The sequence below is a fragment of the Microbulbifer sp. ARAS458-1 genome, from assembly GCF_045348205.1.
GTDB lineage: Bacteria > Pseudomonadota > Gammaproteobacteria > Pseudomonadales > Cellvibrionaceae > Microbulbifer.
Genome location: NZ_CP155838.1, coordinates 3,778,863 through 3,804,406 on the forward strand (window position 1 = coordinate 3,778,863; position 25,544 = coordinate 3,804,406).

General features: G+C 55.1%; 22 protein-coding genes. 8 read left to right on the forward strand and 14 right to left on the reverse strand.

All coding sequences use genetic code 11. The features are described 5' to 3' along the window. Window positions 1-126: 126 nt before the first annotated feature. The 10 genes from AAFH99_RS15750 to AAFH99_RS15795 all read right to left on the reverse strand — a co-directional run bounded on the left by AAFH99_RS15750 (window position 127) and on the right by AAFH99_RS15795 (window position 12,169). Window positions 127-1,050 carry a glycerophosphodiester phosphodiesterase gene (locus AAFH99_RS15750; protein WP_406828218.1) on the reverse strand — a complete coding sequence of 308 codons (924 nt, stop codon included), beginning with the start codon at window positions 1,048-1,050 and terminating at the stop codon, window positions 127-129. A 50-nt stretch (window positions 1,051-1,100) separates the two neighbouring features. After that, window positions 1,101-1,865, reverse strand: coding sequence for a glycerophosphodiester phosphodiesterase (locus AAFH99_RS15755; RefSeq protein ID WP_406829190.1), 765 nt, complete (start codon window positions 1,863-1,865; stop codon window positions 1,101-1,103). A gap of 85 nt (window positions 1,866-1,950) precedes the next feature. Then, the gene (locus tag AAFH99_RS15760) at window positions 1,951-3,369 is read right to left on the reverse strand and encodes a hypothetical protein (protein WP_406828219.1); all 1,419 of its coding nucleotides are present in this window, start codon (window positions 3,367-3,369) and stop codon (window positions 1,951-1,953) included. Between the two features lie 256 nt (window positions 3,370-3,625). Further along, complete coding sequence (locus AAFH99_RS15765; protein ID WP_043319072.1) at window positions 3,626-4,750, reverse strand: ABC transporter permease; 1,125 nt, start codon at window positions 4,748-4,750, stop codon at window positions 3,626-3,628. Then, complete coding sequence (locus AAFH99_RS15770; protein WP_406828220.1) at window positions 4,747-5,721, reverse strand: ABC transporter ATP-binding protein; 975 nt, start codon at window positions 5,719-5,721, stop codon at window positions 4,747-4,749. Before AAFH99_RS15770 ends, AAFH99_RS15765 begins: the two co-directional genes overlap by 4 nt. Beyond that, window positions 5,711-6,901 (reverse strand): HlyD family secretion protein, encoded by a 1,191-nt coding sequence (locus AAFH99_RS15775; RefSeq protein WP_081848048.1) that lies wholly within the window; start codon window positions 6,899-6,901, stop codon window positions 5,711-5,713. The genes AAFH99_RS15770 and AAFH99_RS15775 overlap by 11 nt, the downstream gene beginning before the upstream one ends. Before the next feature lie 7 nt (window positions 6,902-6,908). Next, entirely contained in the window at window positions 6,909-7,691 is a 783-nt protein-coding gene (locus AAFH99_RS15780; RefSeq protein ID WP_406828221.1) for an outer membrane protein OmpK, read from the reverse strand. Next, entirely contained in the window at window positions 7,688-8,923 is a 1,236-nt protein-coding gene (locus AAFH99_RS15785; protein ID WP_406828222.1) for a c-type cytochrome, read from the reverse strand. The genes AAFH99_RS15780 and AAFH99_RS15785 overlap by 4 nt, the downstream gene beginning before the upstream one ends. Then, window positions 8,924-9,469, reverse strand: coding sequence for a (2Fe-2S)-binding protein (locus AAFH99_RS15790; RefSeq protein ID WP_043319074.1), 546 nt, complete (start codon window positions 9,467-9,469; stop codon window positions 8,924-8,926). It lies immediately after the preceding gene. 12 nt (window positions 9,470-9,481) lie between these two features. After that, window positions 9,482-12,169 carry a xanthine dehydrogenase family protein molybdopterin-binding subunit gene (locus AAFH99_RS15795; protein ID WP_197023816.1) on the reverse strand — a complete coding sequence of 896 codons (2,688 nt, stop codon included), beginning with the start codon at window positions 12,167-12,169 and terminating at the stop codon, window positions 9,482-9,484. An 816-nt stretch (window positions 12,170-12,985) separates the two neighbouring features. On the opposite strand from AAFH99_RS15795, the gene AAFH99_RS15800 reads away from it, so the two are divergent. The 8 genes from AAFH99_RS15800 (at window position 12,986) to AAFH99_RS15835 (ending at window position 19,361) form a co-directional block, all read left to right on the forward strand. Further along, window positions 12,986-13,579 (forward strand): helix-turn-helix transcriptional regulator, encoded by a 594-nt coding sequence (locus AAFH99_RS15800; RefSeq protein ID WP_043319079.1) that lies wholly within the window; start codon window positions 12,986-12,988, stop codon window positions 13,577-13,579. After that, complete coding sequence (locus AAFH99_RS15805; RefSeq protein ID WP_081848049.1) at window positions 13,576-14,037, forward strand: CsgE family curli-type amyloid fiber assembly protein; 462 nt, start codon at window positions 13,576-13,578, stop codon at window positions 14,035-14,037. The genes AAFH99_RS15800 and AAFH99_RS15805 overlap by 4 nt, the downstream gene beginning before the upstream one ends. Beyond that, window positions 14,037-14,456, forward strand: coding sequence for a curli assembly protein CsgF (locus tag AAFH99_RS15810; RefSeq protein ID WP_043319081.1), 420 nt, complete (start codon window positions 14,037-14,039; stop codon window positions 14,454-14,456). The genes AAFH99_RS15805 and AAFH99_RS15810 overlap by 1 nt, the downstream gene beginning before the upstream one ends. A 110-nt stretch (window positions 14,457-14,566) precedes the next feature. Then, a complete protein-coding gene (locus tag AAFH99_RS15815) occupies window positions 14,567-15,430 on the forward strand; it encodes a CsgG/HfaB family protein (RefSeq protein ID WP_051687148.1) in 864 nt (287 codons plus the stop codon). Window positions 15,431-15,474: 44 nt separating this feature from the next. Next, window positions 15,475-16,017: a hypothetical protein gene (locus tag AAFH99_RS15820; RefSeq protein WP_406828223.1), complete on the forward strand. Its 543-nt coding sequence runs from the start codon at window positions 15,475-15,477 to the stop codon at window positions 16,015-16,017. Further along, window positions 16,010-16,948 (forward strand): hypothetical protein, encoded by a 939-nt coding sequence (locus tag AAFH99_RS15825; RefSeq protein WP_043319083.1) that lies wholly within the window; start codon window positions 16,010-16,012, stop codon window positions 16,946-16,948. Before AAFH99_RS15820 ends, AAFH99_RS15825 begins: the two co-directional genes overlap by 8 nt. A gap of 550 nt (window positions 16,949-17,498) precedes the next feature. Continuing rightward, entirely contained in the window at window positions 17,499-18,386 is an 888-nt protein-coding gene (locus AAFH99_RS15830; RefSeq protein ID WP_043319084.1) for a hypothetical protein, read from the forward strand. 102 nt (window positions 18,387-18,488) lie between these two features. Further along, window positions 18,489-19,361, forward strand: a complete 873-nt coding sequence (locus AAFH99_RS15835) for a hypothetical protein (RefSeq protein WP_406828224.1) — start codon at window positions 18,489-18,491, stop codon at window positions 19,359-19,361. Between the two features lie 86 nt (window positions 19,362-19,447). Here the strand turns inward: AAFH99_RS15835 and greA are convergent, their stop codons facing one another. From greA to AAFH99_RS15855, 4 genes are all read right to left on the reverse strand, one after another. Beyond that, a complete protein-coding gene (gene greA / locus AAFH99_RS15840; RefSeq protein ID WP_043319088.1) occupies window positions 19,448-19,924 on the reverse strand; it encodes a transcription elongation factor GreA in 477 nt (158 codons plus the stop codon). A gap of 145 nt (window positions 19,925-20,069) precedes the next feature. Next, window positions 20,070-23,300, reverse strand: a complete 3,231-nt coding sequence (gene carB / locus AAFH99_RS15845; protein ID WP_043319089.1) for a carbamoyl-phosphate synthase large subunit — start codon at window positions 23,298-23,300, stop codon at window positions 20,070-20,072. Between the two features lie 68 nt (window positions 23,301-23,368). Continuing rightward, complete coding sequence (gene carA / locus AAFH99_RS15850) at window positions 23,369-24,505, reverse strand: glutamine-hydrolyzing carbamoyl-phosphate synthase small subunit (RefSeq protein WP_406829191.1); 1,137 nt, start codon at window positions 24,503-24,505, stop codon at window positions 23,369-23,371. A 482-nt stretch (window positions 24,506-24,987) separates the two neighbouring features. Then, the gene (locus AAFH99_RS15855; protein WP_406828225.1) at window positions 24,988-25,527 is read right to left on the reverse strand and encodes a YfiR family protein; all 540 of its coding nucleotides are present in this window, start codon (window positions 25,525-25,527) and stop codon (window positions 24,988-24,990) included. Window positions 25,528-25,544 lie beyond the last annotated feature (17 nt).

Below are 25,544 nucleotides of genomic sequence, written 5' to 3' on the forward strand. Positions count from 1 at the left end.
ACTGTTTTCTTCGCAGAATCATTGTAACCAGATTGGTTCAGGCTTTTTCAGTTATCCCAAACTGTGGGACAGCAGTGCCAGGACGGAAGCCTTTTTTGCTTCAGTGGCGGAAGAGCGCATGCTGGTTCAATCGCTCATCTCGTGAAACTCTTGCAACTCCTCAATCACCTGAAACAGCCGATCGGGCCTGTCGGTCATAATTCCATCCACACCCAGTTCAATCAGTCGGCGCATCTCGGCCTCGTCATTCACCGTCCACACGTCGACGCGCACACCATGATCCTGCACCTGGCGCAGACTACTGCGATCCACCAGAGCAATACCATCGTACTCGGTGGGAATATGCAGCGCCTGGTAGCGGGGGCTCAGTAGCCGGAAGGCGCGTAATTTGCTGGCTACGGCAAAGATCTTCACCTCATCGGAACCGGCCCCTGTGGCCACCTGTGGGCAGTCCGTGCGCAGGGCATCCACGGCGCTCTGATGGAAGGAAGACACAATCACCAGATTACTTTTGTTGTACGCCTTCAGCTTGCGACAGAGTGAGCGTGCCGCTTCCGGATCCGGGGTTTTCAGCTCGATCACCATCGGGTAGCGTGGATAGGCCTTGAATACTTGATCCACAGTGAGAATACCCTGGGGGTTGTCCCGATAGGGGTAGCTACTGCCATCCTTACTCCAGTTGTACGCCACATTCAGCTGTCTGAGTTCGGCAAGGGTTTTATCGCGTATGCGCCCTTTGCCGTCGCTGGTTCGATCGACGGTATCGTCGTGCATCAGCACCAGTTCATCATCGATGGTGGCGTGCACATCCATTTCCAGTACATCCACCTTCATTTCGGCCATTTTCCGTAAAAAAACCGGCGTGTTACCCGGGAAAAGCCCCAGACCGGAATCATCGGCGTGAGAAATCACCAGCGGACGCCGAAGCCCCTCGGTCTGATAACTGGGGAACTGCAATCCGGTGTATGGCGCCGGGCGCGCGGCAAGATAGCGCCAGCCGACAAACACCAGCAGAGCGATCAGTAGCAACAACAATAGGCGCTTGATCATTCAACCCTTCCCATTCCGGTATTGACCTGTAATACCCTGCCGCGGAGCTTTCATAACTTACCCTTTAGTATTGATAACAGTCTGTCGGGACGGTCGGTGACGACACCATCTATTCCAATGGTGATCATTTTTTTCATATCCCCAGGATGATTTACGGTCCAGGCGGAAAGGTGCAGGCCGCAGCGGTGTGCTGCCGAGACGAAACGCCGGGTGAAAACCGGGATGCCATAGTAGTGCATGGGTAATTGCATGGCCCGATAGGAAGGAGCGAGGCACCGCTCCGCAAATACCAATTGCGCCATAAAGAACAGCAACGCCTCGGGCAAGGTAGCACCGGTCGCGACACGGGGGCAGATTCGTCGAAAAGTGCGAATCACTCCGTGGTGAAACGAAGACACAACCACCCGTTCATGGCAACGGGCATCCTCTATGGCTTTCGCCAAAGCGCACGCCGCACGTGAGTCGTCATTTTTTAATTCTATGATCATCGGCGCCTGAGGGAATTCAGCAAACGCGTCATCAATGGAAATAAAAGGTTGTGGATTATCCCGGTAGGGGAAATGTTCACCGTCCGCAGACCAGTGATAGGCTGCATTAAGCTCCCGTAGCTCCGCCAGCGATTTATCGCTTACCAGCCCCCGGCCATCACTGGTTCGCTCCAGCGTATCGTCGTGAAGCAGAACAAGATGGTCGTCCGCCGTAAGGTTGAGATCAACCTCCAGTGCATCCACTCCCAGCTCAAGCATTTTACGCAGGTACAGGGATGTATTGCCTGGGTACAAGCCGCGCCCTCGGTCATCCCCATGAGCAATCACCAACGGTCGTGTACCGGGTGATTTGAACCAGGAATTCGTATTACTCAATGGCGTAACACCCGACTCGCTGAATAAAAATCGTCACTCACTTCGCGGGCTCGATTCCAGGAAGTGCCTTTTTCGCTTTATCCGGTTGCGCCACCTGTTCTCGCCAACGCAGAAAGCGCGCCTCTAACCACAGAGGGAAGAATATGACGATATCGTAGATGCGTGCCGCGATGGAACCCGCACGTAATATGCCGGAACCGATAAGGCGCAGAGCCACGGATAAAAGTCGCAGGGAAAAAGAGATAGACACTCCCAACACCGTACGAGTGGCATTAACAAAGCTTTCCAATGGAATCGCCAGAAAGGCCAACACCAAGGGAAAAACAAAGCCCATTACCAATTGTGCAGAGAGGACGACTCTAAATACGCTACTATCCGTGGCTCCCGCACCGGCGGCTACCGCCGAAGCCCCCTCCTGCAAAAGCAATTCACGGGTATACGCCAGGCCAGCGCCCAATGCAGCTAGTAAAATCAGCAGTGACAGTGATACCCACAATATACGGGCACGAACCCGATCACTGAGCGCACCGATGGCAGGGAAGAGTCTGGTGATTCGCAGGGATTCCATCGTAAAAATACCTAGAGTGATTTCTACCAGAATCACCACCAGTGCCGAAATGTCCGCGAAATGGTAATCACCGAAATAGCTCGCGCCCTCCCACATTGCCCCCATGGGTCGGGCAATCAAATGGAAGTTGATAAACACGCAACCCGCAGCAGCCACCAGCAGCAACCCGGAAACAATGAACTGACTCATGGAGGAGGAAGACAGTATACGCAGGGCGCGGTCAGTGCCTTGCACGATCTCCTCGTAGCGCTCCATATGACGATCAACCTGTCGGGCGCGTTGCTGTACCGAGGAGACGGTCTTGTTCACTTTACCAAGACTGTTCAGGATAGAGCGCCAGGCCGGCATCATGCGCTTAAGTAACTGGTGGCGCTCACGGGCCGATTCCCGATAGGCCTCCAGAGCCTTGCTTTCGGCTTTCCGCATGGAACCGTGAATGGTTTCCAATACATCGGCCACCACCGGATCCTGATTGGATGGGATTTCAGCAACTGCCTTGATGGCCTTGGCCCAGTTGCTGGGCGCCGGCGGTACTTCGGCGCTGCGTACATAGTCTTCATCAATGGCTGCGAGTTGCTCGCACAGACGGCGGTGCAATGCGGGATACTGCGCAAGCTCTTTTTTCATCGAGTGCTCAATGCGTTCAATGTCCCGCTCTATCTGCCGTTCGCTCGCTTCGCGCCCCAAGGCCAGTAATACCTCACGATTGCGTAGCTGCAAGCGCGCGTCAGCAGCAGCAACCGCGTTGGCGCCGAGCCGGAATGACTGGTGGAACAGGCGGGCTACCGCATAGATCCCCTGATGCACTGGCTTGCGAGCAAGAAACAGTGCGACCAGCCCAATCAAAAACCACAACCACGGCGGTAAACTATAGAGTAACTCGGCCATGGTACAGCGTCCTCCCTGCTGGTATGCAGCAATATTATTCTGTTTTCAGACCCGTGAAACCTTCGGGTAACCGCTGTTGTCATCCTTTGTGCGGTAGTTGTAAATGCTACCAACTGTGCGAAAAGGATTCCCGTGGAGAATTCCACAAATGCTGTAAAAAGAAAGCCTGGCGCGCTGAAATAACGGACAGATCGGCATGTAAGTCAACCGGTAAATGCATTTCGCGCCAGCCGGCCCGGCGTCGCCGCCGGGAGGGTCAATCCAGACTTTTGTTGAAGCGCAGAATCGCGAGGCTCATCATCACTCCGATGAACACCAGAAGGGCCAGAAGGTCCGGCCACAACTCCAAAATATCCGCACCGCGCAACATCACCCCCCGAATCAGACGCAGAAAGTGTGTGAGCGGTAACACTTCCGCCAGCCACTGAGCCGCCTCAGGCATACCGTCAAACGGAAACATAAACCCGGAAAGCAGAATCGAAGGCAGAAATACAAAAAAAGTCATCTGCATCGCCTGGAACTGGGACTGGGCACGGGTAGAAATCAGCAGGCCCATTGCCAGATTGGCAAGGATCAACAACAGCGCAGCCAGGTACACATCAAGCAGACTTCCGCGAATAGGCACGCTGAACAGCAGCATCCCCAGTATCAGGATCAGGCTGGTCTGTATGAGGCCGATCAACCCGTAAGGCAGTACCTTGCCAATCATCAGTTCCGCACTGCTTACAGGGGTGGCGATCAGCAACTCCATATTGCCCCTTTCCCGCTCCCGCACGATTGCTACAGAGGTAAACATCACCATGGTCATGGTTAGAATGATACCGATCAATCCAGGGACAATATTGATGGCAGAAACCCGTTGCGGGTTGTAGAACGATACAATACGGATAGGCGTTTCCGGAAACGGAACCGAAGACTGCCGGTTCGGCAACAATATATTATTTTCCGGTGGCGGCTCACCAATCGGCATCTGGGCCAGCTGTGCCGCGGCGCTCTGCACTACCGTATCGCTACCATCCACCAGAATCTGTACCGCCTCCTGGCCAACCGCGAGGCGGCGCTCGTAGTCGAACGGAATGACCACGCCCACACTGATCTCGCCCCGCCGCAGCATATCCATCAGCTGCTCTGGAGTTCGCGCGGTCGCCACCGGTCGAATGACTTCCGTCGCAAGCATGTCCATAACAAGCTGACGTGAAGCGCTGGTGAGGGACTGGTCCGCAATCGCCGCTGGCAGATGCCTCAGATTCAGGTTAATCGCGTAGCCAAACAACACTAACTGCATGACCGGAATACCAACAATCATCGCCAGGGTCATCCGGTCACGTCGCAACTGGCGGAACTCCTTCAGCAACACCGCGTAAAGACGACGCCAGTTCACGACCGCGGTTCCGTATCCACCGTGACGCCCCGCCGCGCAGGCCGTCGGTGAGTCACCGAGACAAACACATCCTCAAGGGTCGCACTGACTGGCGCCACGCGTGCATCGCTTTCCTGTGTTCGCAAGGCTTCCTGCACGTGCTTCAGAATCTCGGCCGCGTTCTGCTGACCATCGGTCAGCACCCTCAGGTTGTTACCAATTTGCGCGGCGCTAATTACCCCCGGAACCCGTAATACCCGCTGGCGAGCTGCCCGCTGATTATGCGCTTCCACCAACAGGGTGCGCCCTTCTAATGCCCCGGTGAGTTCGCCGGGTGAACCGTCGGCCACGAGCCGCCCGCGGTCGAGAATTGCCAGCCGGTGGCAGCGTTCCGCCTCATCCATATAATGCGTGGATACCAGAATTGTGGTGCCGCTGTCGGTGAGTTCGAACAGTTTTTTCCAGAAGTCCCGTCGCGACTCCGGATCCACTGCACTGGTAGGTTCATCCAGAAACAATAACTCAGGCTTGTGGATTACCGCTCCGGCAAGTGCCAGCCGCTGTTTCTGACCTCCGCTCATGGTGCCGGCCAATTGCCCGGCACGCTCCTCAAAATGGTATTCCACCAGTAATTCATCAATGCGCCGTCGCGCCTGGCGGGTCGGCATATTCTGCACTGCTGCGAGAAACTCCAGGTTTTCACGCACCGTAAGATCGGTAAACAGGGAGAACTGTTGTGTCATATAACCGATATGACGGCGCAACGCTTCCGCCTGTGCGGGGACCTCGAACCCCAGAACTTCCATTTCACCTGCCGAGGGTGTCAACAGCCCACACAACATGCGAATACTGGTGGACTTGCCGGAACCATTCGGCCCAAGGAACCCATAGATCTGTTGGCTGGGCACCGTAAGATCGACCTGATCCACCGCCAGCAGTCTGCCAAATTGCTTGCTGAGCCCACGGGCACGGATGGCGATGTCATTTGCCACCGTCGTCGGACTCCCGGACTGCTGGCGCAGCACTCTCAGGGTTGTGTGAGGGGTGAAGGCTTCGCGCATTGGGCAGTGTATTGCCCCGGGCTTCAGGTAAGTATGAGGAGTCTGGATCCAGCGCCCTGCTCATTGCCGCACTCTGCGGATACTCTTCCTCACTTACGGTCCCGGGCAGAAATATTACCTGAAGCGGGAGTCCCGCTGGTAACCGGTCAGCCCCCACACCTTTGCGCAACTGGATTTCCGCGATATAGCTGAGGCGCGCCACATCATCGCCAGTAAGCGCGTAGTACGGAGTGAAAGACGGTTCGTTACGCACCATGCGTACCCGGCCGTCGAATACTGTGTGCCGGTTCTGTGCAGCATCCTTCTTTAAGGTATTAGCGCGCACAGCGCGGGAATCCAGTGTCACCCGTGCCCGCCCACCCACGGCGATATTCCGTCGTAGTGACTGGGGTACATATACACGCGCGTATGGTGTTACGCCGCTCAACAATATCACCAGCGCCCCACCGACCGGTGCCTGATCGCCCAGTTTGAAGGGAATACTATCCACTACCCCGGCACGCGGCGCACGTAAACTTAACTTATCCAGAAGTACCCGCTGCGCATTTGCCTGAGCGCGTGCCGCAGCCAGAGATGCTTCGCCCTGATCGATATCTTCCACCCGCGTACCGCGCTCCAGCTCCTGTACCTGTTCGAGGGCTGCACGCACCTGCGCTCGCGCGCTTTCCGCCGCCGCACGGGCGCCATCGATATCCGACCGGGATGCGTAATCCTTTTTACCGAGGGCTAGCAGGCGCTGATAATCCGCTTCGCTATCCACCTGATTTGCACGGGCCGCTGCAAGGTCGGCTTTAGCGCGCTCGATTTCCTCGATCCGGGGGCCCGCACGCAGTTCGATAAGTGCGGCCTGCTCCCGCGCGACCATGGCTTCGGCGCTGTTTAATTTTGCCAGGGCTTCCGAGGGGTCCAGATCGAGAAGCCGCTGACCAGCCTCGACACGCTCACCTTCCCGCACATATATCCGTACAATCTTTTCCGCGGCCGGAGCGGGCAGTGCGATTCGATCCCATTCCAGGGTGCCCAGTGCAATCTCATCCCGCTCTGCACACGCCGTCAGGCAAAGTACAACCGAAAGGACGATACCTTGTATGCTCAGGGGCGAAGTCCACATTGCCGCATCAGAAGCGCCACACAAGCAGCGCCTGTACAGTGCTCTCGGTAATATCAACCCCAAGTTTGTTGCGCCAGTACTGATATTCTATGCCGACGAATATCTGCTTGGGGCTGTTGAACAATGTCTTCCCCATATCCCAGCGAAACTGGGGCTGAGCAAACACCCAGCTTTTTACATCGCCGAACTCACTGGTGCGATTGTGAATATATTCAATGTGCCCCTCGATACTGAAGTCCTGTTTACCAATACTGAACGGGAAGGCACCATTAAAATCGATCATGTAGCTATCACCCTCTTTGGGCGCGCTGTCGCCATAGCCGATGTCTTTGTATCCGGTAATATCGGTATTCAGAAAAGCCTCCCCCGGAAGCTTCCACGCCACACGAACGCCGGGAAGAAATTTTTCCACATTGGCATCCGCGGAATAGTTAAATCCGGCAATAATTCCCAGATCCTTGACCGGCCCAAAGCTCAGGTCACATCCGGTTATTTTTCCGAGACTGAAATTCGGGTACCACTCTGCATACACATCGGTATCGTTAAAACCGTCGCGTTCCCCGTCATTGATAAAGTCCACGAAGAAAAAATTATCGCCGTACTTCCAACCACTGGCGTGCTGCAAGGTAAGAATCGTGGTGCTGGTTGTACCACCTGTAAACGGATTGTCCAGACGGCCATACTGTAGCTGTGCCTCGGTTGTCGACCATTCTGCCGCTATCCCGGGGAGGGAGGTGAGACACCCGAGAACAATGACCAAACGGCTGCCTAGATCCTGAATAGAATTCACTTTTTCTCTCCGATAAAACCATGCTTGCGGAGATCTTCACGAATCTTTGCCACTTGATCCTCCGTTACTTCCCCGCCGGGATCGCCCCAGGCGGTCCGCATAAAATTGACCAGCCCGGCAACACGTGCATCACTGAGTTCACTGGCAAACCCAGGCATACCAGCGCGGGCATTGGTGCGACTCATCCGCTGAGCTGGCAACCCCCGCAGTATCACGGCAATAGTGTTATAGGGATTTTCACCGCGGACGCCGGCATTGCGATCCATTGCCGGAGCGAAGGCAATCGTGGTGCCAGTACCTTCCCGCCCATGACAGGCGGCACAGTAGGCCACAAAATCCCCTCGGCCCTCGGGATAATTGTCGGCTGCGCTTCCTGGATTGCCGCCAACATCGCCACTCGCTTCGGCTGCGGTCTCGTTACCATCCAGAAGGTAGGTAATCATGGCGTCGAGATCACTGTCAGACAGGTGACTCAGACTGTGTTTCACCACACGGAACATTTCACCAAAAGCGGCCCCCGGCTCACTGGCTCCGAACCTGAACAATTCCCGCAGGCTCGCCCTGTCCCAGCCCTGACGCTGAAGTGCCTGCGGGCGAATATCGACCGCATCCCACCCTTCGAGCACATTGCCTGCCAATGACTCGTCTCGTTTCAGGGCAAATGCAAAGTTCCGCGGCGTGTGGCACTCACCACAATGTCCCAGGGCATTGACCAGATAGTTACCCCGCTGCCACTCCGGGCTTTTGCCTGCAATCTCACTTACAGGCTGTCGGTCGAAAAATGCCAGATTCCAGGCTTTCAGACCAAAGCGCAGGTTTGCAGGAAAGAGCAGATCATTTTTCGGAGCGACATACTCGACCGCTGGCAGTTGCATGAAGTAGGCGTACAAGGCTGCTATGTCGTCATCAGTGATCCGGTAATAGGAGGTGTACGGCATCGCAGGGTACAGATTGCCATGCAAGCCTACCCCCCGGCGCATGGAAGCTGCGAAATCCTGCAGGGTGTAATGACCAATACCCGTTTTCTTATCCGGGGTGATGTTTGTCGAATACAGTATTCCAAACGGGGTATGGAATGGCCGGCCGCCGACGAAGGGGCGTCCATTGGACGAGGTATGGCAGGCCACACAATCCGCCGCAGTCGCAAGATATCGCCCTGTCTCAATCGGCGTTTGTGCACCGCTAAATCCGGCGCTCAGTATAGACAACAGTAGCAAAATGATCCGGCCCATTTAATCCGCCTCCTTGACCAGCCCCGGAGTGGATTCAATAACCTCACGCACCGCGCGAAAGTAGCGTACGTAACCGGTACAGCGACAAATGTGTTCTCCCAGTGCTTCTTCTATCACCTGCTCGACCTTCCCCGCTGATACAGGTCTGCGCCGGAGGTCATCGATCAACGCAGTGGCAGCGTTCACAAAGCCGGCTGTACACCAGCCGCACTGGAAAGAAAAATTACGCAAGAATGCCTGCTGTACAGGAGACAAGGCCAATACCTCGCCATTGCTATTGCGCTGCGCCTGTCCCTCCACAGTGGTCACGCTGCTACCATTAAACCGACCTACATTGTTGATACAACTGCGCACCGGTTCCAGAGCACCGTCATTACCCTCAACGAGGATGGTGCAGGCCCGGCAAACACCAATACCACAACCAAGCTTGGTACCCGTGAGGTTCAGATACTCCTGCAGAAAGTCCAGCAGGGTGGTGTACTCATCCACCTGCACGGGCCCCACTCGCTCGCCATTGACCACCATTGAAACTGGAATCTTCGCCATAACCTGGTCTCCTCACAGTACCTGGGGGTTGAGTGCCCGGCGCAATTTTTCAGGTGATACCGGCGTTTCATGAAACCGCTTACCGGTCGCCTGGTAAATGGCCTCAACCAGTGCTGCAACGATGGGGATCATGACCACCTCCGCGATCCCCTTGTGCGGGTCCTGCTCCGATTCGGGGGGCAGAATGTCGTGCTGCTGATTCCATACCGGTACATGCCGGGCAAGCGGTACCTGGTAGCGATTGAGATTCCAGGTGCCATTACCTGCACCCTCTCCCAAGGCCGGTAGCACCTCATAGAGCGCATGACCGATTCCCATGGCCACCCCACCCTCAATTTGCCCCTCCACCAATTGAGGAACAATGGCGCGCCCACAATCCATATAGTTCTGCAGCCCGTGGATGGTCACCTCCCCACTTCCCGGGTTAACCGCCACTTCCACCAGTGCCGCTGTCGGCGCATAGTAGGTAACCATGGCATTATTCAGCGCTGTGCTGGGGTAACGCACTGCTTTACGCTCTACCACCTCGTATTCGCCGCCAACGACTCTGTCGGAGCTACCGCCGTGTCGCAAAGCGAGCCCGTCCACTCCCCAGGTGTATTTCACACCGTCGAGCTCGAAATCCGCCTCCGCCCACTCCCAGCGGTTGAAGCTGTGTACCATGACACCGGTAATCCCTCCGCTGCGATGCACCTCTTCTGCCAGCACCTTCAGTGGCAGGGGCTTATGTTGGCCATAGTGCAGCCGGCTATTACGCCACTCAATCTGCGCCGGATCGATAGGTCCGGTTTTCCACAAGCGTTGCGCGGCGGGCAAAAGTCCCTGCGCCAACAGAATTTCCGCAGCGCGGTGGGTCGCGTGACTCTGGAAATAGGCGGACATGGATGCTGCGCTGGCCATCGCCGTCACCGGTGTCCACAGAGGGTTGCGCGACATTTTATCCTGGTGATCCTGACTCATGGTGTAGGGGCTTTCAGTCTGGAACTGACGGAGCGCATGCCACGCATCCACCTCCCCGACGTCACACCGCTGCGCCGCCTGCCCCAGAACACTTTCCAGCAGCATCGACTGGGAGGTACTGATACCCGTCCCCATTTCCATAAATTCCACCGCCATGGACAGGCGGCCTTCCTTATCAAACTGCACCGCAGCACTCGGAGCGGCAGCACCGGTACCGTAGTCTTTGGTCGCAATCGCATAGCCGGTACCGAACAGCAAGCCGGGATTCTCCGCCTCGAAAGTCTGCTTACGTGTGGCGCGTTCCTGCCACATGGGATGAGTCTTCGCCCGCTCGAGCAGTTCGGTGTAACGTACACCCACTCTTGGCACAGCGCCCTGGGTATTGCGCCAACCATTCTGAAAGGCGTTGCGCAAGCGAAGCTCAATCGGGTCAATATCCAGCTCTGCTGCCGCCTGATTGACCATCATTTCCATCGCGGACATTGTTTGCAGGGTGCCGTAACCACGCATAGAACCGGAATCCACATTCATGGACTGGTTGGCAATTGCAGAAATATCGTTGCGTGGCAGGTAATAGATACTCTGTATCGCACTGGCACCGACCATTGATACCGATGCACTGAAATTCTGACGCCCGCCACCGTCGACCTGCATTTCAGAAATCAGTGCCTGAAACTTTCCGCTGGTTCTGTCCACCGCCAGGATGTTGCGCATATGGAAAGGATGTCGCTTGAGCCCCGCCTGGAACTGTTCGAAACGATTATTGGCCAAGCGCACCGGGGCCTTGGCAAAGAGACCGGCAACCAAACCGTAGTAAGGGAAAATAGAGTGATCCTTTGCTCCGAACCCACCACCGACCACCGATGAGTGCACCACAATACTTTTTATATGGTCAGCAAAGCCGCTCTCAGCAATCATGTGTGCCGCGAGCTCCTGAAAGTCCTGAGGGGATTGACTGGTCAATACCAGATGTAGAGCCTGCCGGGGTCGGTCAAACCATACGTTGGACGCTTCCGGTTCCATCATCATCGGATCAATGATCTGTGTCTTGTATTCCCCCTCAACCAGATGCCAGTTTCCTGCACTGGACTCTTTCCGCGACTGAGCGCGAATTTCCTGAGCGTAATAGATGCCCCGTTCGCTGACATCTCCAGCTTTATCGGCTTCCGTCGGCCACTCCACTTTGCGATTTTTATAGCTGGGAAAGAAAAGGCCATCCTGCAGGGGGGAGTACAGGTCTTCACCACTCGGGCCATCCGGCCCTTCCACGCGGATAATTCGCCAGCTGGCATAGGGATCACGCACCACCGGCGGCGTCGCATCACCATAGCGGATCACCTTCCGATTGAACTGTAAAACCTGCTTGGCCCCATTGTATTTTGCAAAATCGTCAAACAGCAGAATGGCCACCGCGTGCCCGTAGTAGTGGGGTGACGCACCTTCCGCCAGAAGCATGGCATCGCCGTAAAACGGCGGCAACTTCACCTTCTTTTCGGACAGAGATTGCGCGGTAATACGCTGATAAGGCTGGCAGTCCGAAGGTATCTGGCTCCAGTCAATGCCATCAAACCGACGCTCTACGCGGTTGCACCGCAAGACCAGTGCATAATGCTGCTGCTTGTCCCAATCGGGCATGTCCATGGCGCGAAAGTCTCGCCCGAATATTTTTTGCCCGGTGACTTTGGCGATACCATCCATGCGGAAAGCCGGTGATTCACCTGAACCCCGCCAGTCCGTCACCGGAGTTCCCGTAGACGGTGCAGCAGTACTCTGTCGCCAAAATGCAGGCGCCGCAAATACACTGATGCCGGCAACGGTGCAGACTTTGATAAATTTTCGCCGATCCGAACGGAAACCTTGCATAGTCTTCCTGAATAATTTCCCGGGTTTCGCAGATTCGATCGTACCCCGCCGCCAGCACCGGGATACGTGTTGAACACCATCATGTAGCCGATGGTTGAGAAGCCTGCCGACACACTTATCATTTTCGGCGTTCAGAATATTTACGCGCCTAAACACACGCTCCACCCAAGAACTAATAGTCTGGCAGACGCAGAACGTCCATTGAGTCATACCCCGATGGCGTCACTTCATTCCTTACAGCGTATTTTGACTTAGCACTGGTATCGTTTCTCACCTCGACACTCCCTGACGCCGAAAACTACAGCGGGAATAAGCGTGCATGATATTGCCGAAACCCTACACTCTGTACAGCCGCGTAGCGTGGGCGATAGAAATATATTCCATTAAATAATCAAAATTATATTTTTCTGATTTTCCATTATTAAAAATTCATTTTTTAATAAAAAATAGTCTTTTATATCTGTCACCGCATTCGTCAGCACTACCCCGCGCCCCGTCTACACTCCATACAAATTTCTCAAGGAATGAGATTTTCCACTTAAACGGACTTGCGTGAACTCTCGAAAAAGGGGCAGAGATCAATTGGCCCCTGAAATAGAAGTAAGAGAGAGACCTGCAGCGGGGAACCTCCCGCCAGCACTGGCGCATGAATCTCTACCTGGGATCGTCTGAGGTTAATTACGGGGTACATTCATGCCGATTCTCTTTCTGAGCGATTCCGGCCTACACGGGGACTTATTGTTCTCACTTGTTTCGCAGTCACTCCCCTTCAGCTGGGAGAAATCAGACTTTGGCAAACAAAAGCACTGCCTTAAAACATACGATGCCATCGTGGTTGATTGCTTCGGCCTCTCTTCGAAATCAACACCCAGCGCGGAATTCAATTACCTCAAAAGCATCGATCATTCCAAGGTCATTCTTATCAATATCCCGCAGGGGCTACCCGCGCATATTACCCAGCCACTGGAAAGCAGGAAATTTTCCTTCCTGTGCGACAACCGCGCCAGCCAGAAAGAACTGATAAAAAAGCTGGAATATTCCATACAGAATGCGCGCGCTCCATCCGAGGCAGACCCGCGCTCGCAACTGCTACTGACCAAACGGGAGCAGGAGATCCTCGCACAGCTGACCACTGGCGACCCGAATAGCATCATTGCCTCGCGACTGCACCTGAGTGAGCACACGGTAAAAAATCATATGTACAACATTTACCGGAAAATTGGGGTGAAAAACCGGCTTCAGGCGAGCAACTGGGCAAAGCTCCACCTACAGGTCGAGCGGATATGAAAGCCTCTTGTCATCTTGTATGTCATGCATTGATTGCGCTGCTCACCCTACCAGCGGTGCTCTGCTCGGCGCAGGATGATGGGCAGGGACTCGAAGAGGTCCCCACTCAGTCCGACACTGGCCAGATCGAAGACGAAATCAGCGGCTTCAATGTTGACCAGACGATTACCCGAACAGGCCATGATTTTGCTCGCTATATGAGCGAGTACCGAAACCTGCACTATCCGGATAGCACCTACAACCTGACCATTCAGGAACGTCCATCCGCTCGCTGGGGAAATCTGATCTGGGTGACCTATAACAACAAAACCGTATTTCGGCAGTTTATCAGTCCCAGCACCAACAATATTCGAGCAGTCGCGGAAGAAACCGCAAAGGCCATTCACGAAATGGTTCTTCAGGAAATGGTCCGTCAGGCACTAACCGATCATTTTGATCTAGGAAAGGATGAATTCTAATGAAAATTACCAGGCTGGCCGCCCTGGCCGCAGCTCCCGTCCTCGTTCTCATGGGCAGCCATGGCGTTGCATCTCAACTTGTCTATGAACCGGTAAACCCGAATTTTGGCGGGAATCCGCTGAACGGCAGTTATCTGATTCAGAACGCTCAATCACAGGATGACCATGAGGATCCGGATAACCCGGCGGACCTTTACCAGCAACCCAGCGCACTCGACCGTTTCACTGATTCACTGGAGACACGACTACTCAACCAGCTGCTTACCGACGTCGGTGATGGAAATAGTGGTGAGCTGGTCACCGATGATTTCATCGTCCAGATCGTGGATAACGACGGTCAGCTCACGGTACTGATCACCGACCGTACAACCGGCGATAAGAGCGAAATTATCGTCAGTGGCCTGAACCCGTCAAACTGATCGAAACAACACAGACAACGACGAGAGGAAGTAAAGCGATCGCGTCCTAGATGTACCCGGGAACGCCCCGTGACCCCAGATAATCACGAATAATATTGGAGATAAACGTGATGTTTTTAAGAGGTACAAAACTCGTTACCGCCCTGACATTTGCTACGGCATTGGCAGGATGTACAGCGGTCAAGAACACTGGAGATGCCCTTTTCGGACCTGGCGAAGAAGCGGCCAAGCTGACGCCGAGGGCGGAAACCTACCGGGACCTTCTCAACCTGCCACAGCCGAAAGGAAAGATTCTGGCTGCGGTATATAGCTTTCGCGACCAGACGGGACAGTACAAGCCCTCACCCGCAAGCAGTTTCTCTACCGCGGTAACCCAGGGCGCAGCGTCCATGCTGATGAATGTGCTCAACGAATCCGGCTGGTTTATTCCGCTCGAACGGGAAGGGCTGCAAAATCTCCTCACCGAGCGCAAGATCATTCGTGCGGCCCTGGCAAAACCCAATGCACCGGAAAACAATCTGGCTTTGCCCTCTCTGGTGGCTGCCAATATTCTTCTGGAAGGGGGTATCGTTGCCTACGATACCAATATAAAGACCGGTGGTGCGGGAGCGCGATACTTTGGTATAGGTGCCGATGAGCAATACCGCGTGGATCAGGTAACGGTCAACCTTCGAGCCATTGATATTCGATCAGGAAGGGTTCTGCATACTGTATTGACGTCCAAGACGGTCTACTCAAAAGCAATCAGTGCCGATGTATTCCGCTATGTGAAATACAAACGTTTGCTTGAACTGGAAGCCGGAACCACCACCAATGAACCGGCGCAACTGGCCATGCTTTCAGCGATGGAATCCGCAGTCATTCATTTGATCGGCAAAGGCATTGTCGACAACTCCTGGTCGCTGCAAAACCCGGATGACATTAACAGTCCCGTTCTCCAGTATTATCTCAACGAAAGCACGGCGATCATGTAAAAGCCCCACACGATCCGGATAAAATTTTATAACCTGAGGTGAACATGAATTCTGGCACCGTCCTGCCAAAAGCCGCCTTGCGGACGATACTATTGGCACTTGCCATGGAACCTGTTTGCGCCGACGATTTTTCTCTGGCCCATGAGCTTTCAATGGCCAATGAACTGGACTTATATGCCGCGATCGGGTCGGCCAACCTGGCGGTTATTCACCAGGAGGGGAATTTCAATCACGTCGCCGCAGACCAGACAGGTACGGTGAACTATCTATCCCTTCAACAAGCGGGCTATGGAAACCTGCAGGTAATCGATCAGGTCGGCAAAAGCAACAGTATCATCGCCAGCCAGCAGGGCGAGAGTAATGTTGCAATACTCCTGCAGGCGGGCTATGAAAACCAGATTCTGCTCGACCAGATAGGTTTCGCTCATAAAGCGGGAATCACTCAGTACGGCATTCAAAACTCGGCCACCGTTGAGCAGATCGGTGTGGCACACCAGATCACCATCAACCAACGGGGCAGTGGACTGCATACGGCGGTCACCCAGACGGGCGTATCCATGACCACCACGATCAATCAATATGATTAAGCGTAGAAACGATATCCGGAGCCATAACACTCACGAGCGTGCATTTGTCCATGCCCGTATTGGGGCGCTTTGTTTCGCGGTTATCACTCACTCTGCCATTGCGGAAGAACTGGGCAATTATCGGCACCAGGTTACCGCGTCCGACGTGCAGGCGATTACTGCGCAAACCAGCACCGGTGCCGATAATTCGATCCAGCAATCGCAGGAGGGTAACGTCAATACGGCTGACGGTATTCAGCACAGTGAATCCGGAAGCTCGATTGTACAAACTCAGGATGGGGCCCTGAACAATGCCCATGCGTGGCAGGCATACGGCGTAAACAACACAGTGGCAACCCAGCAATATGGCGCCCAGAACTCGATAGAGGTCACACAGGTCTACAGCTATGAAAGCGCTACTGCCAGTCAGCAAGTTGGATTTGGCAATGAGCTATCAGTTGAGCAGACAACCGGAGGCCTGAACCGTGTGCAAACATTTCAGCGCGGTGTGATAAACCAGATCGATATTTCTCAGACACAAAGTATCAATGCTCGCAGTTATGTAGAGCAGAGCGGTAATGATAATGTGACTGCGGTTCAGCAGATGGGCAGTGGCAGCTTCTCTGCAACCTCTCAGGAGGGCGCATTCAATTATGCGGGTACACGACAGTCCGGACTATTACAGGACGCAGAAATTATCCAGGTGGGTATTGCCAACCAGATGGATCTTCTTCAGGAGGATAATTACAGCAATATCAGCGCCTTCCAGAATGGCTCATTCAACCAGATCGCGGTATCGCAAAGCGGCATCTTCGGTTTGGGCGGCAGTCACCAGGCGCTTATCAATCAGGTCGGTAACCTGAATGCGACCTCGATTACTCAGAACGGGGTTTCATCGACGGCCATTATCACTCAATTCGGACACGGCAACTCGGTTTCACTCAACCACTGACCGAAGAACCTCTGTAACAGCCACCAGGTGTACCTTCTATACACGGCACTTCAGTCTAATTTTTGCTTCAGCCAAATTTCGCCCTTCCCCATACACCTCTGAACATTTTTCCTATACGCCCCTTCTATTTGAGGCGATGTAACTCCCGCCGCGAAGGGCTTTTCCCGCCAAAACACAATCTTTCAGTTATCAAACCGGGCTAACCAGAATCAATACTGATTAAAAACTGTACTTTCTTCCTACTCTTTCATGACTTCCCTCCTATAGCGACCCTCCCCCCAACCGACAACAATCAATAGTAAGGTGAACATTTTTTGTTCTTTTAGATTAAAAACCAACCTAACGGTTTAAGGTTTAGACAGAGGAAATGACATGTGTGCCACAGCACACTGATTCGTTCACCGGGTTACTGAACATGTTCGGCGGGGACCTGCCACCTGTTCAGCCAAAAGACCCGAAAAGAAATATGGCGCTGCCCTCAGCACCATTGAAGATCAGTTCCACCCTTGGGGCTGGTTGGATTCTAACGTCCGAAGTAAAGGAGCAACTCATGAAGACGTTTTCCCGTATCGCTGCTGCCATCGCACTTGCAACCAGCGGCAGTGTTTTCGCAGACGACAATATTGCGGTTCAAACCCAAGTTGGTGCTTTCAACGTAGCTTCCTCTACCCAGCTGGAGCTGATTGGTGGCTTCAACGAGGTTTATCAAACCCAAGTCGGTTTTGTGAACCTGTCTACCGCTCTGCAGGTTGGTCTGATCAGCGCGTTCAACGACATCAACCACTTTCAGTTTGGTGCCCTGAACAACGCATTCTCTCTGCAAAACGGCATTATCAGCATCGACAGTGATGCCACTATCAACCAGGTTGGTGTTCTCAACAACGCGACAACCTTCCAGAGCAACTCCTTCTTCAACGACGCTACCATCAATCAGGTAGGCGTACTGAACAACGGTAACATTGGTCAGAATGAGTCTGCATTCAACGACGCCACCATCAACCAGGATGGCCTGTTGAACCAAGCCAACATCAACCAGTCTGCAAGCCTGTTCAACACCGCAGTTGCCAACCAGTTTGGCATTGCCAACCTGGCCAACCACCTGCAACAAGGCAACGGCAATACCTCCGTGTCCAACCAGTTTGGTGTTCTGAACGTGGCTGACGTTCTGCAAACCGGTAATGGCAACGACTCCATGATCACTCAGGTAGGTGCGCTGAACGTTGCGGATCACGATCAGCTCGGTGATGACAACCTGGCCTCTACCTTGCAGGTTGGTGTACTCAACGTTGCGTTGGTTGGTCAAACTGGTGACGGCAACGCCGCATTCACCGCTCAAGGCGGCGCACTGAACTTGCACATCACTGCGCAAGGCAGCGACAACAACGTTGCTGTTGGCACCCAGATCGGTGTTGCAAACCTCGGTGTAATCGTTCAGTAAGACACCAGTTGAAGTTTCGGCGGCCGGAAGGCCGCCGATTACTGCATCAGGTGTTCAGGATAATCCTGAACCTCCTTTGAAGTAAGCAGTAGAGGGTTTCCAATGAAAGCTTTCCACTATTGTGCGTTAGCTGCTGCATTGGCGACGAGCGGTTTAGCCTCAGCGTCAGACAACGTTGCCATCCTTACACAAACAGGGTTCGGCAACGCAGCGCTCATCGATCAGACGGGCATGGATGGCAGTGTCATTATCAAGACACAGACTGGTGGCCTTAACCAAAGTAACTCGGTTGTAGCCTCATTCGGTAGTATTACCCAGCACACCCAGTTCGGGCTATTTAATGACGCCTACTCTTTCCAGATTGGCGGACAGGATAATAGCAATGCAATTTTTCAATTGGGCGTGGATAACTGGGGTACCGTACTTCAGATTGATGTCACCAACAGTGATGCCTACATTTTCCAGGTAGGCGACAACAACAGCGCCAATATTTTGCAGCTTGCCGGCAGCGATAACCTGGCCACCATTACTCAATTCGGTTCTTTGCACAACGGGAATATCGGGCAGATTGCTGCTCAGGATTCCGATGCGCATATTACCCAGTTTGGTATTGGCCAACAGGCTTTTATCACGCAGACAGGCATGGGGCAGTACTCCAATATTCTGCAAAGCGGTACCTACAACGTCGCACTTAGCACGCAGGCCGGTCAAGGGAACAGCTCTGACATCAGTCAGGACGGTGTTGCCAACTTCGCCAGCGTGACACAGACGTCGAATTTCAATACTGCCTTGGTAACACAAGATGGCATTGCGAACATGGCCGTTATTTCCCAGGCTGGTGTACTTGGCGGTAACTCCGCCACTATCAGCCAAAATGGACTGCTCAACAGTGCTTATATCAGCCAGACTTCCGCATCGAATACTGCGATCGTTTCGCAGATCGGTATCGGAAACCAGGCCAATATCTTGCAATAGTTCCAGTTGTCCGCAGCGGAATAGATTTGCTCAAAATTAAAAGGGCGGTCAATTTGACCGCCCTTTTTTATTCTTACGAGACTGGCTTAGATGTGTTCGACCGAGTCAATCTCGTACTCGATGGCACCTGACGGAGTGTTTACCACAACAATATCTCCCTCCTCTTTACCAATCAGCGCGCGGGCGATTGGGGAGTTCACTGAGATCTTCTTGTTTTTCACATCAGACTCGTCGTCACCCACAATTTTGTAGGTCACTTCACTGTCGTCTTCCAGGTGAATGATGGTCACGGTAGTACCAAAAATCACCTTTCCAGACGGCTCAATCGCTTTTACGTCGATGACCTGTGCCAATGACAACTTGCCTTCAATTTCCTGAATGCGGCCTTCGATAAACCCTTGCTTCTCGCGGGCAGCATGGTACTCGGCATTCTCCTTCAGATCGCCGTGCTCGCGCGCTTCGGCAATGGCCTGCACCACAGCCGGGCGCTGTACTTTTTTCAGATCTTCCAATTCGGCACGCAGTGCTTCTGCGCCTTCGACGGTCATGGGTACGCGGTTCATGGGAACCTCCACATTTTCAGTATTTCACGGCCGCACAATATGGGCCGCAATGGTTTTTAATGTTTTCCTTAACGAAAAAGCTCCGCCAAACGGCGGAGCTCTTCCGGTGCACCACTCCGGCAAGCGGTGCAGATTGGCTCGCTGATCAGCCCTGCAGACGCACTACACGCTGGTGCAGCTCTTGCAGGCTGCGCACCTTGTGCGGCTCGGCAATCTGCATGGCCATGGCCATGGCACGTGCCGCCGCCAGGGTGGTGGTGTAGCAAACCTGGTGGTTTTCCGCACTGCGGCGGATATCTGCGGAATCGCGAATGGCCTGACGGCCTTCGGTGGTGTTGACCACCAGGGCGATTTCGTCGTTTTTGATCATGTCGACGATATGCGGGCGCCCCTCGCTCATCTTGTTCACCGTTTTAACGGGAATATCCGCTTCTTGCAAGACCTTGGCGGTTCCGCGGGTAGCCACCAGCTCGAATCCGAGGCCGGCCAGCTCGCGGGCCACGTCTACTACACCAGGCTTGTCCACATCGCGCACGGAGATGAACACCTTGCCGGACTCCGGCAGGGCATCGCCGGCGCCGATCAGACCTTTGTCGAAGGCTTCAGCGAAGGTTTCGCCCACGCCCATGACTTCACCGGTGGACTTCATTTCCGGGCCGAGAATCGGGTCGACTTTCGGGAACTTGTTGAACGGGAACACCGACTCTTTCACGGAGTAGTAGTCCGGTACGATTTCCGTGGTAAAGCCCTGCTCTTTCAGGCTGATACCGGCCTGACAGCGAGCGGCGATCTTGGCCAGTGAAGTACCGATGCACTTGGACACGAAAGGTACGGTACGGGACGCGCGTGGGTTCACTTCGATCACATAGATCTCGCCGTCCTGATAGGCCAGCTGGGTGTTCATCAGGCCAACCACACCCAGTTCGCGGGCCATGGCTTTGACCTGCTCGCGCATCTTGTCCTGCACGTCCGCCGGCAGACTGTAGGGCGGCAGGGAGCAGGCGGAGTCACCGGAATGCACGCCACACTGTTCGATGTGCTGCATGATCGCGCCGATCACCACGTCCTGGCCGTCGGACACCGCATCAATGTCCACCTCGATGGCGGAGTGCAGGAAGTGATCCAGCAGCACAGGTGCGTCCTCGGAGACTTCCACCGCTTCCTTCATGTAGGTCTTGAGTTCGTCCTCCTTGTAGACGATCTCCATGGCGCGGCCGCCCAATACGTAGGATGGGCGCACCACCAGTGGGTAACCCACTTCTTTCGCGCGCTGGATGGCTTCAAACTCGGAGCGCACGATGGCGTTCTGTGGCTGCTTGAGGCCGAGGCGCATGATCATCTGCTGGAAGCGCTCACGGTCTTCCGCGCGGTCGATCTGCTCCGGCGTAGTACCGATAATCGGCACACCTTCGTTGGCCAGGTAGCGCGCCAGGTTCAGCGGGGTCTGGCCACCGAACTGTACGATCACGCCCACCGGTTTTTCCTTGCGCACGATTTCCAGCACGTCTTCCAGGGTTACCGGCTCGAAGTAGAGGCGGTCGGAAGTGTCGTAGTCGGTGGAAACGGTCTCCGGGTTACAGTTGACCATGATGGTCTCGTAACCGTCTTCACGCATGGCCAGTGCCGCGTGCACACAGCAGTAGTCAAACTCGATACCCTGGCCAATACGGTTTGGACCGCCGCCGAGTACCATGATTTTTTTCTTGTCCGTGGGCTCCGCTTCACACTCCTCATCGTAGGTGGAGTACATGTAGGCGGTGCTGGTGGCGAACTCGGCAGCACAGGTGTCCACTCGCTTATAGGCGGGGAAGACACCCATTTTATGGCGGAATTCCCGCACGGTTTTCTGGCTCACCCCCAGCAGGTCCGCAAGGCGCTTGTCGGAGAAGCCCTTGCGCTTCAGGAAGCGCATGGTCTCGGCATTCAGCGCCGAAGTCGGCATGGTCTTCAGCGGCTCTTCGATATCCATCAGTTCCTTGATCTGTACCAGGAACCAGGGGTCGATACCGGAAAGTTCGTAGACTTCGTCAATGCTCATGCCTACACGGAAGGCATCGCCCACGTACCAGATACGCTCGGCGCCCGGAACGGACAGTTCGCGACGCAGGCGCTCCATGGAGCCCACTTCTGCGGCGTCGATCTTCGGCTCGAAACCGAAGGAGCCCACTTCCAGACCGCGCAGGGCTTTCTGCATGGACTCTTGAAAGTTGCGGCCGATGGCCATGACTTCACCCACGGATTTCATCTGGGTGGTCAGTCGCGCGTCCGCTTCACCGAACTTCTCGAAGGTGAAGCGCGGAATTTTGGTCACAACGTAGTCGATGGACGGCTCGAAAGACGCCGGCGTGGCACCGCCGGTGATGTCGTTCTGCAGTTCGTCCAGGGTGTAACCCACCGCCAGCTTGGCCGCGACTTTGGCGATCGGGAAGCCGGTGGCCTTGGAGGCCAGTGCGGAGGAGCGGGATACCCGCGGGTTCATCTCGATCACCACCATGCGGCCGGTCTTCGGATCCATACCGAACTGCACGTTAGAACCGCCGGTTTCCACACCAATCTCACGCAATACCGCGATGGATGCGTTCCGCATCAGCTGGTATTCCTTGTCGGTGAGGGTTTGTGCCGGGGCTACGGTGATGGAGTCACCGGTGTGGACCCCCATGGGATCGAAGTTCTCGATGGCACAGACGATGATGCAGTTGTCGTTTTTGTCACGCACAACTTCCATCTCGTACTCTTTCCAGCCGAGCAGGGATTCGTCGATCAGAAGCTCATTGGTGGGAGACAGATCGAGACCGCGTTTGCAGATCTCTTCAAATTCTGGCCAGTTGTAAGCCACACCGCCGCCGGAACCACCCATGGTGAAAGACGGGCGAATAATCACCGGGAAGCCGAACTCTTCCGGTACCTTTTTCGCTTCCTCCATGGAGTGAACGATCTTGGCCCGCGGGGTTTCCAGGCCGATGGCCTTCATCGCCTTGTCGAACAGGTCGCGGTCTTCCGCTTTTTCGATGGCGTTTTTGTCCGCACCGATCAGCTCACAACCGAATTCCTTCAGCACGCCGTGCTTGTCCAGCGCCAGCGCACAGTTCAGTGCGGTCTGGCCGCCCATGGTGGGCAGGATCGCGTCGGGACGCTCTTTCTCGATGATCTTGGCAACGGTCTTCCACTCCACCGGTTCGATGTAAGTGGCGTCCGCCATGGCCGGGTCGGTCATGATGGTGGCCGGGTTGGAGTTCACCAGGATCACCCGGAACCCCTCTTCCCGTAGGGCCTTACAGGCCTGAGCGCCGGAGTAGTCAAATTCACAGGCCTGACCGATGACGATGGGGCCCGCGCCGATGATCAGAATGCTTTTAATGTCTGTGCGTTTTGGCATCTTTCTTCCGTATCTAGCCGGCCGCGGCCGGTGGATAAAATTCTGGTCTTCGTTTCAGTAGAGGCGGCTTAGCGGCGCGCTTCCATCATCTCGATAAACTGGTCGAACAGCGGCGCCACATCGTGTGGGCCCGGGCTCGCTTCCGGGTGACCCTGGAAGCTGAACGCCGGCTTGTCCTTCAGGCGGATGCCTTGCAGGGTGCCATCGAACAGGGATTTGTGGGTAACTTCCACATTCTCCGGCAGGGAGTCCATATCCACCGCAAAACCGTGGTTCTGCGCAGTGATCATCACCTTGGTGGAGTTCAGGTCCTGTACCGGGTGGTTGCCGCCGTGGTGGCCGAATTTCATTTTTGCGGTCTTGGCGCCTACCGCCAGGCCCAACAGCTGGTGGCCCAGGCAGATGCCGTAAGTGGGCAGACCGGCGTCAAGGACTTCCCGGATCGCCTTGATGGCATAGTCGCAGGGCTCGGGGTCGCCGGGGCCGTTGGACAGGAAGACACCGTCCGGGTTCATTGCCAGCACTTCAGATGCCGGGGTTTCCGCCGGTACCACAGTGATGCTGCAGCCGCGATCTACCAGCATGCGCAGGATGTTGCGCTTAACGCCGAAGTCGTAGGCCACGACTTTGTAGGGCTGCGCCGCCGGTGCCGGCTTATGCCCCTGCCCCAATTCCCAAGTGCCTTCGTTGAAGTCGTACTTCTCCTTGGTGGAGACGACCTTCGCCAGATCCATCCCTTTGAGGCCGGCAAATTCCTGGGCCTTTTTCAGTGCTTCTGCTTCGTCGATGCCTTCGCCGGCAATGATGCAACCGCTCTGGGCGCCCTTGTCCCGCAGGATGCGGGTCAGGCGGCGGGTATCGATATCGGCGATGCCGACGATATTGCGCGCCTTCAGATAGTCTTCCAGAGACTGCTCACTGCGAAAGCTGGAAGCCAGCAGCGGCAGATCGCGGATCACCAGACCGGCAGACCAGATCTCACCGCACTCTTCATCTTCCGAGTTGGTGCCGGTGTTGCCGATATGGGGATAAGTCAAGGTAACGATCTGGCGGGCGTAAGACGGGTCTGTCAGGATTTCCTGGTAACCGGTCATGGAGGTGTTGAAAACCACCTCACCAACGGTTGAGCCTTCCGCGCCGATAGCGCGACCGCGAAAGACACTGCCATCGGCGAGCACCAGCAGTGCCGGGGTGGTGCTGGGCATCAGGGATTCCGGCGTGGGAACGGCGTTGTTCAATTCAATCTCCAGTCGTCAGAACAGCTTCCGGGCAGGGTGAGAGGGTGCACGTTCAGTGAAGTTACAGCTGCAACTTTTTACTCTGCGCCCTTTATAAAAAAGCGAGATGAAACTTCAGCTTCATCTCGCTTTTTTATAAAGTTCTTCTCGGGCGCTCACTGAGGCATTTACCTGGGCTCTCACGATGTGGCCGGCAACCAGTATTACGGTTGAATTGGCGGAAAAATCCGCCGGCACCGGCGCAATTCGAGGCTGGAAAGCCACGGGCCCTTGCTGCCTGCCTCCCCGTTCCTGATCGGACAGCGGGGACGCCATATGGCGCGGGAAACTACGGTGGGACCTTTCCAAGCCGGGCGCAGATTCTACGGGAAAACGGCGCAGATCGCCAGTACAAATTTGCGCCAGCTTGAGATCTCCGACACGCCTGTTCGAGGAATGGAAAATGCTCGTTAGTTCGCGGTGCGCGTGAGTCGAAACAGGCTGGTGCCCATTTTCAGCTCGGCGCGATCCAGGCGGGTTTTGTTCAGCTGCAGCGACATGTTGGCACCACTGCCGGAGAACTCCACCATGCCCCCCAACAGGGTAAAGCGACTGACATCACTCACAGTCAGCACCGGAAAGAACTCCAGAGCACCGATAGTCTTGGCCATCGGCTCTTTACCCAGCTCATCACCCATCACCACAATCTGGCAGCTGCGCGCGCGCATGTTCTCACCATCGTTTACGGTTTCCAGGGCGACCATACGCCCCTGGATACGATGGCGGTGAAAGCGCACCGCCAGTGGAGACATCAGGGCATCATCCCCCATCACGCAGATCCGGAAAGGGGCGGCGGAACCACTGAACACCTCGATGGGCCACTGGAAGTGGTGGGCAAAATGGACGATATAGTCAACCATGACCTTACGGCCAAGATCTGTATCGGAGAGGTAATCCGCGCGGGCGGGACTGATGGCCAGCGCGCTGAGTAAAAGACCGCAGCACAGCACACGACAACATGCCGACG

What these genes read in the sequence shown, in the direction of transcription:
- AAFH99_RS15800 (WP_043319079.1), top strand. Translation starts at nt 12,986, where the DNA reads ATGCCGATTCTCTTTCTGAGCGATTCCGGCCTACACGGGGACTTATTG.
- AAFH99_RS15810 (WP_043319081.1), top strand. Translation starts at nt 14,037, where the DNA reads ATGAAAATTACCAGGCTGGCCGCCCTGGCCGCAGCTCCCGTCCTCGTT.
- AAFH99_RS15815 (WP_051687148.1), top strand. Translation starts at nt 14,567, where the DNA reads ATGTTTTTAAGAGGTACAAAACTCGTTACCGCCCTGACATTTGCTACG.
- AAFH99_RS15790 (WP_043319074.1), bottom strand. Translation starts at nt 9,469, where the DNA reads ATGGCGAAGATTCCAGTTTCAATGGTGGTCAATGGCGAGCGAGTGGGG.
- AAFH99_RS15835 (WP_406828224.1), top strand. Translation starts at nt 18,489, where the DNA reads ATGAAAGCTTTCCACTATTGTGCGTTAGCTGCTGCATTGGCGACGAGC.
- AAFH99_RS15825 (WP_043319083.1), top strand. Translation starts at nt 16,010, where the DNA reads ATGATTAAGCGTAGAAACGATATCCGGAGCCATAACACTCACGAGCGT.
- carA (WP_406829191.1), bottom strand. Translation starts at nt 24,505, where the DNA reads ATGCCCAGCACCACCCCGGCACTGCTGGTGCTCGCCGATGGCAGTGTC.
- AAFH99_RS15820 (WP_406828223.1), top strand. Translation starts at nt 15,475, where the DNA reads ATGAATTCTGGCACCGTCCTGCCAAAAGCCGCCTTGCGGACGATACTA.
- carB (WP_043319089.1), bottom strand. Translation starts at nt 23,300, where the DNA reads ATGCCAAAACGCACAGACATTAAAAGCATTCTGATCATCGGCGCGGGC.
- AAFH99_RS15830 (WP_043319084.1), top strand. Translation starts at nt 17,499, where the DNA reads ATGAAGACGTTTTCCCGTATCGCTGCTGCCATCGCACTTGCAACCAGC.
- AAFH99_RS15760 (WP_406828219.1), bottom strand. Translation starts at nt 3,369, where the DNA reads ATGGCCGAGTTACTCTATAGTTTACCGCCGTGGTTGTGGTTTTTGATT.
- AAFH99_RS15775 (WP_081848048.1), bottom strand. Translation starts at nt 6,901, where the DNA reads ATGTGGACTTCGCCCCTGAGCATACAAGGTATCGTCCTTTCGGTTGTA.
- AAFH99_RS15785 (WP_406828222.1), bottom strand. Translation starts at nt 8,923, where the DNA reads ATGGGCCGGATCATTTTGCTACTGTTGTCTATACTGAGCGCCGGATTT.
- AAFH99_RS15750 (WP_406828218.1), bottom strand. Translation starts at nt 1,050, where the DNA reads ATGATCAAGCGCCTATTGTTGTTGCTACTGATCGCTCTGCTGGTGTTT.
- greA (WP_043319088.1), bottom strand. Translation starts at nt 19,924, where the DNA reads ATGAACCGCGTACCCATGACCGTCGAAGGCGCAGAAGCACTGCGTGCC.
- AAFH99_RS15805 (WP_081848049.1), top strand. Translation starts at nt 13,576, where the DNA reads ATGAAAGCCTCTTGTCATCTTGTATGTCATGCATTGATTGCGCTGCTC.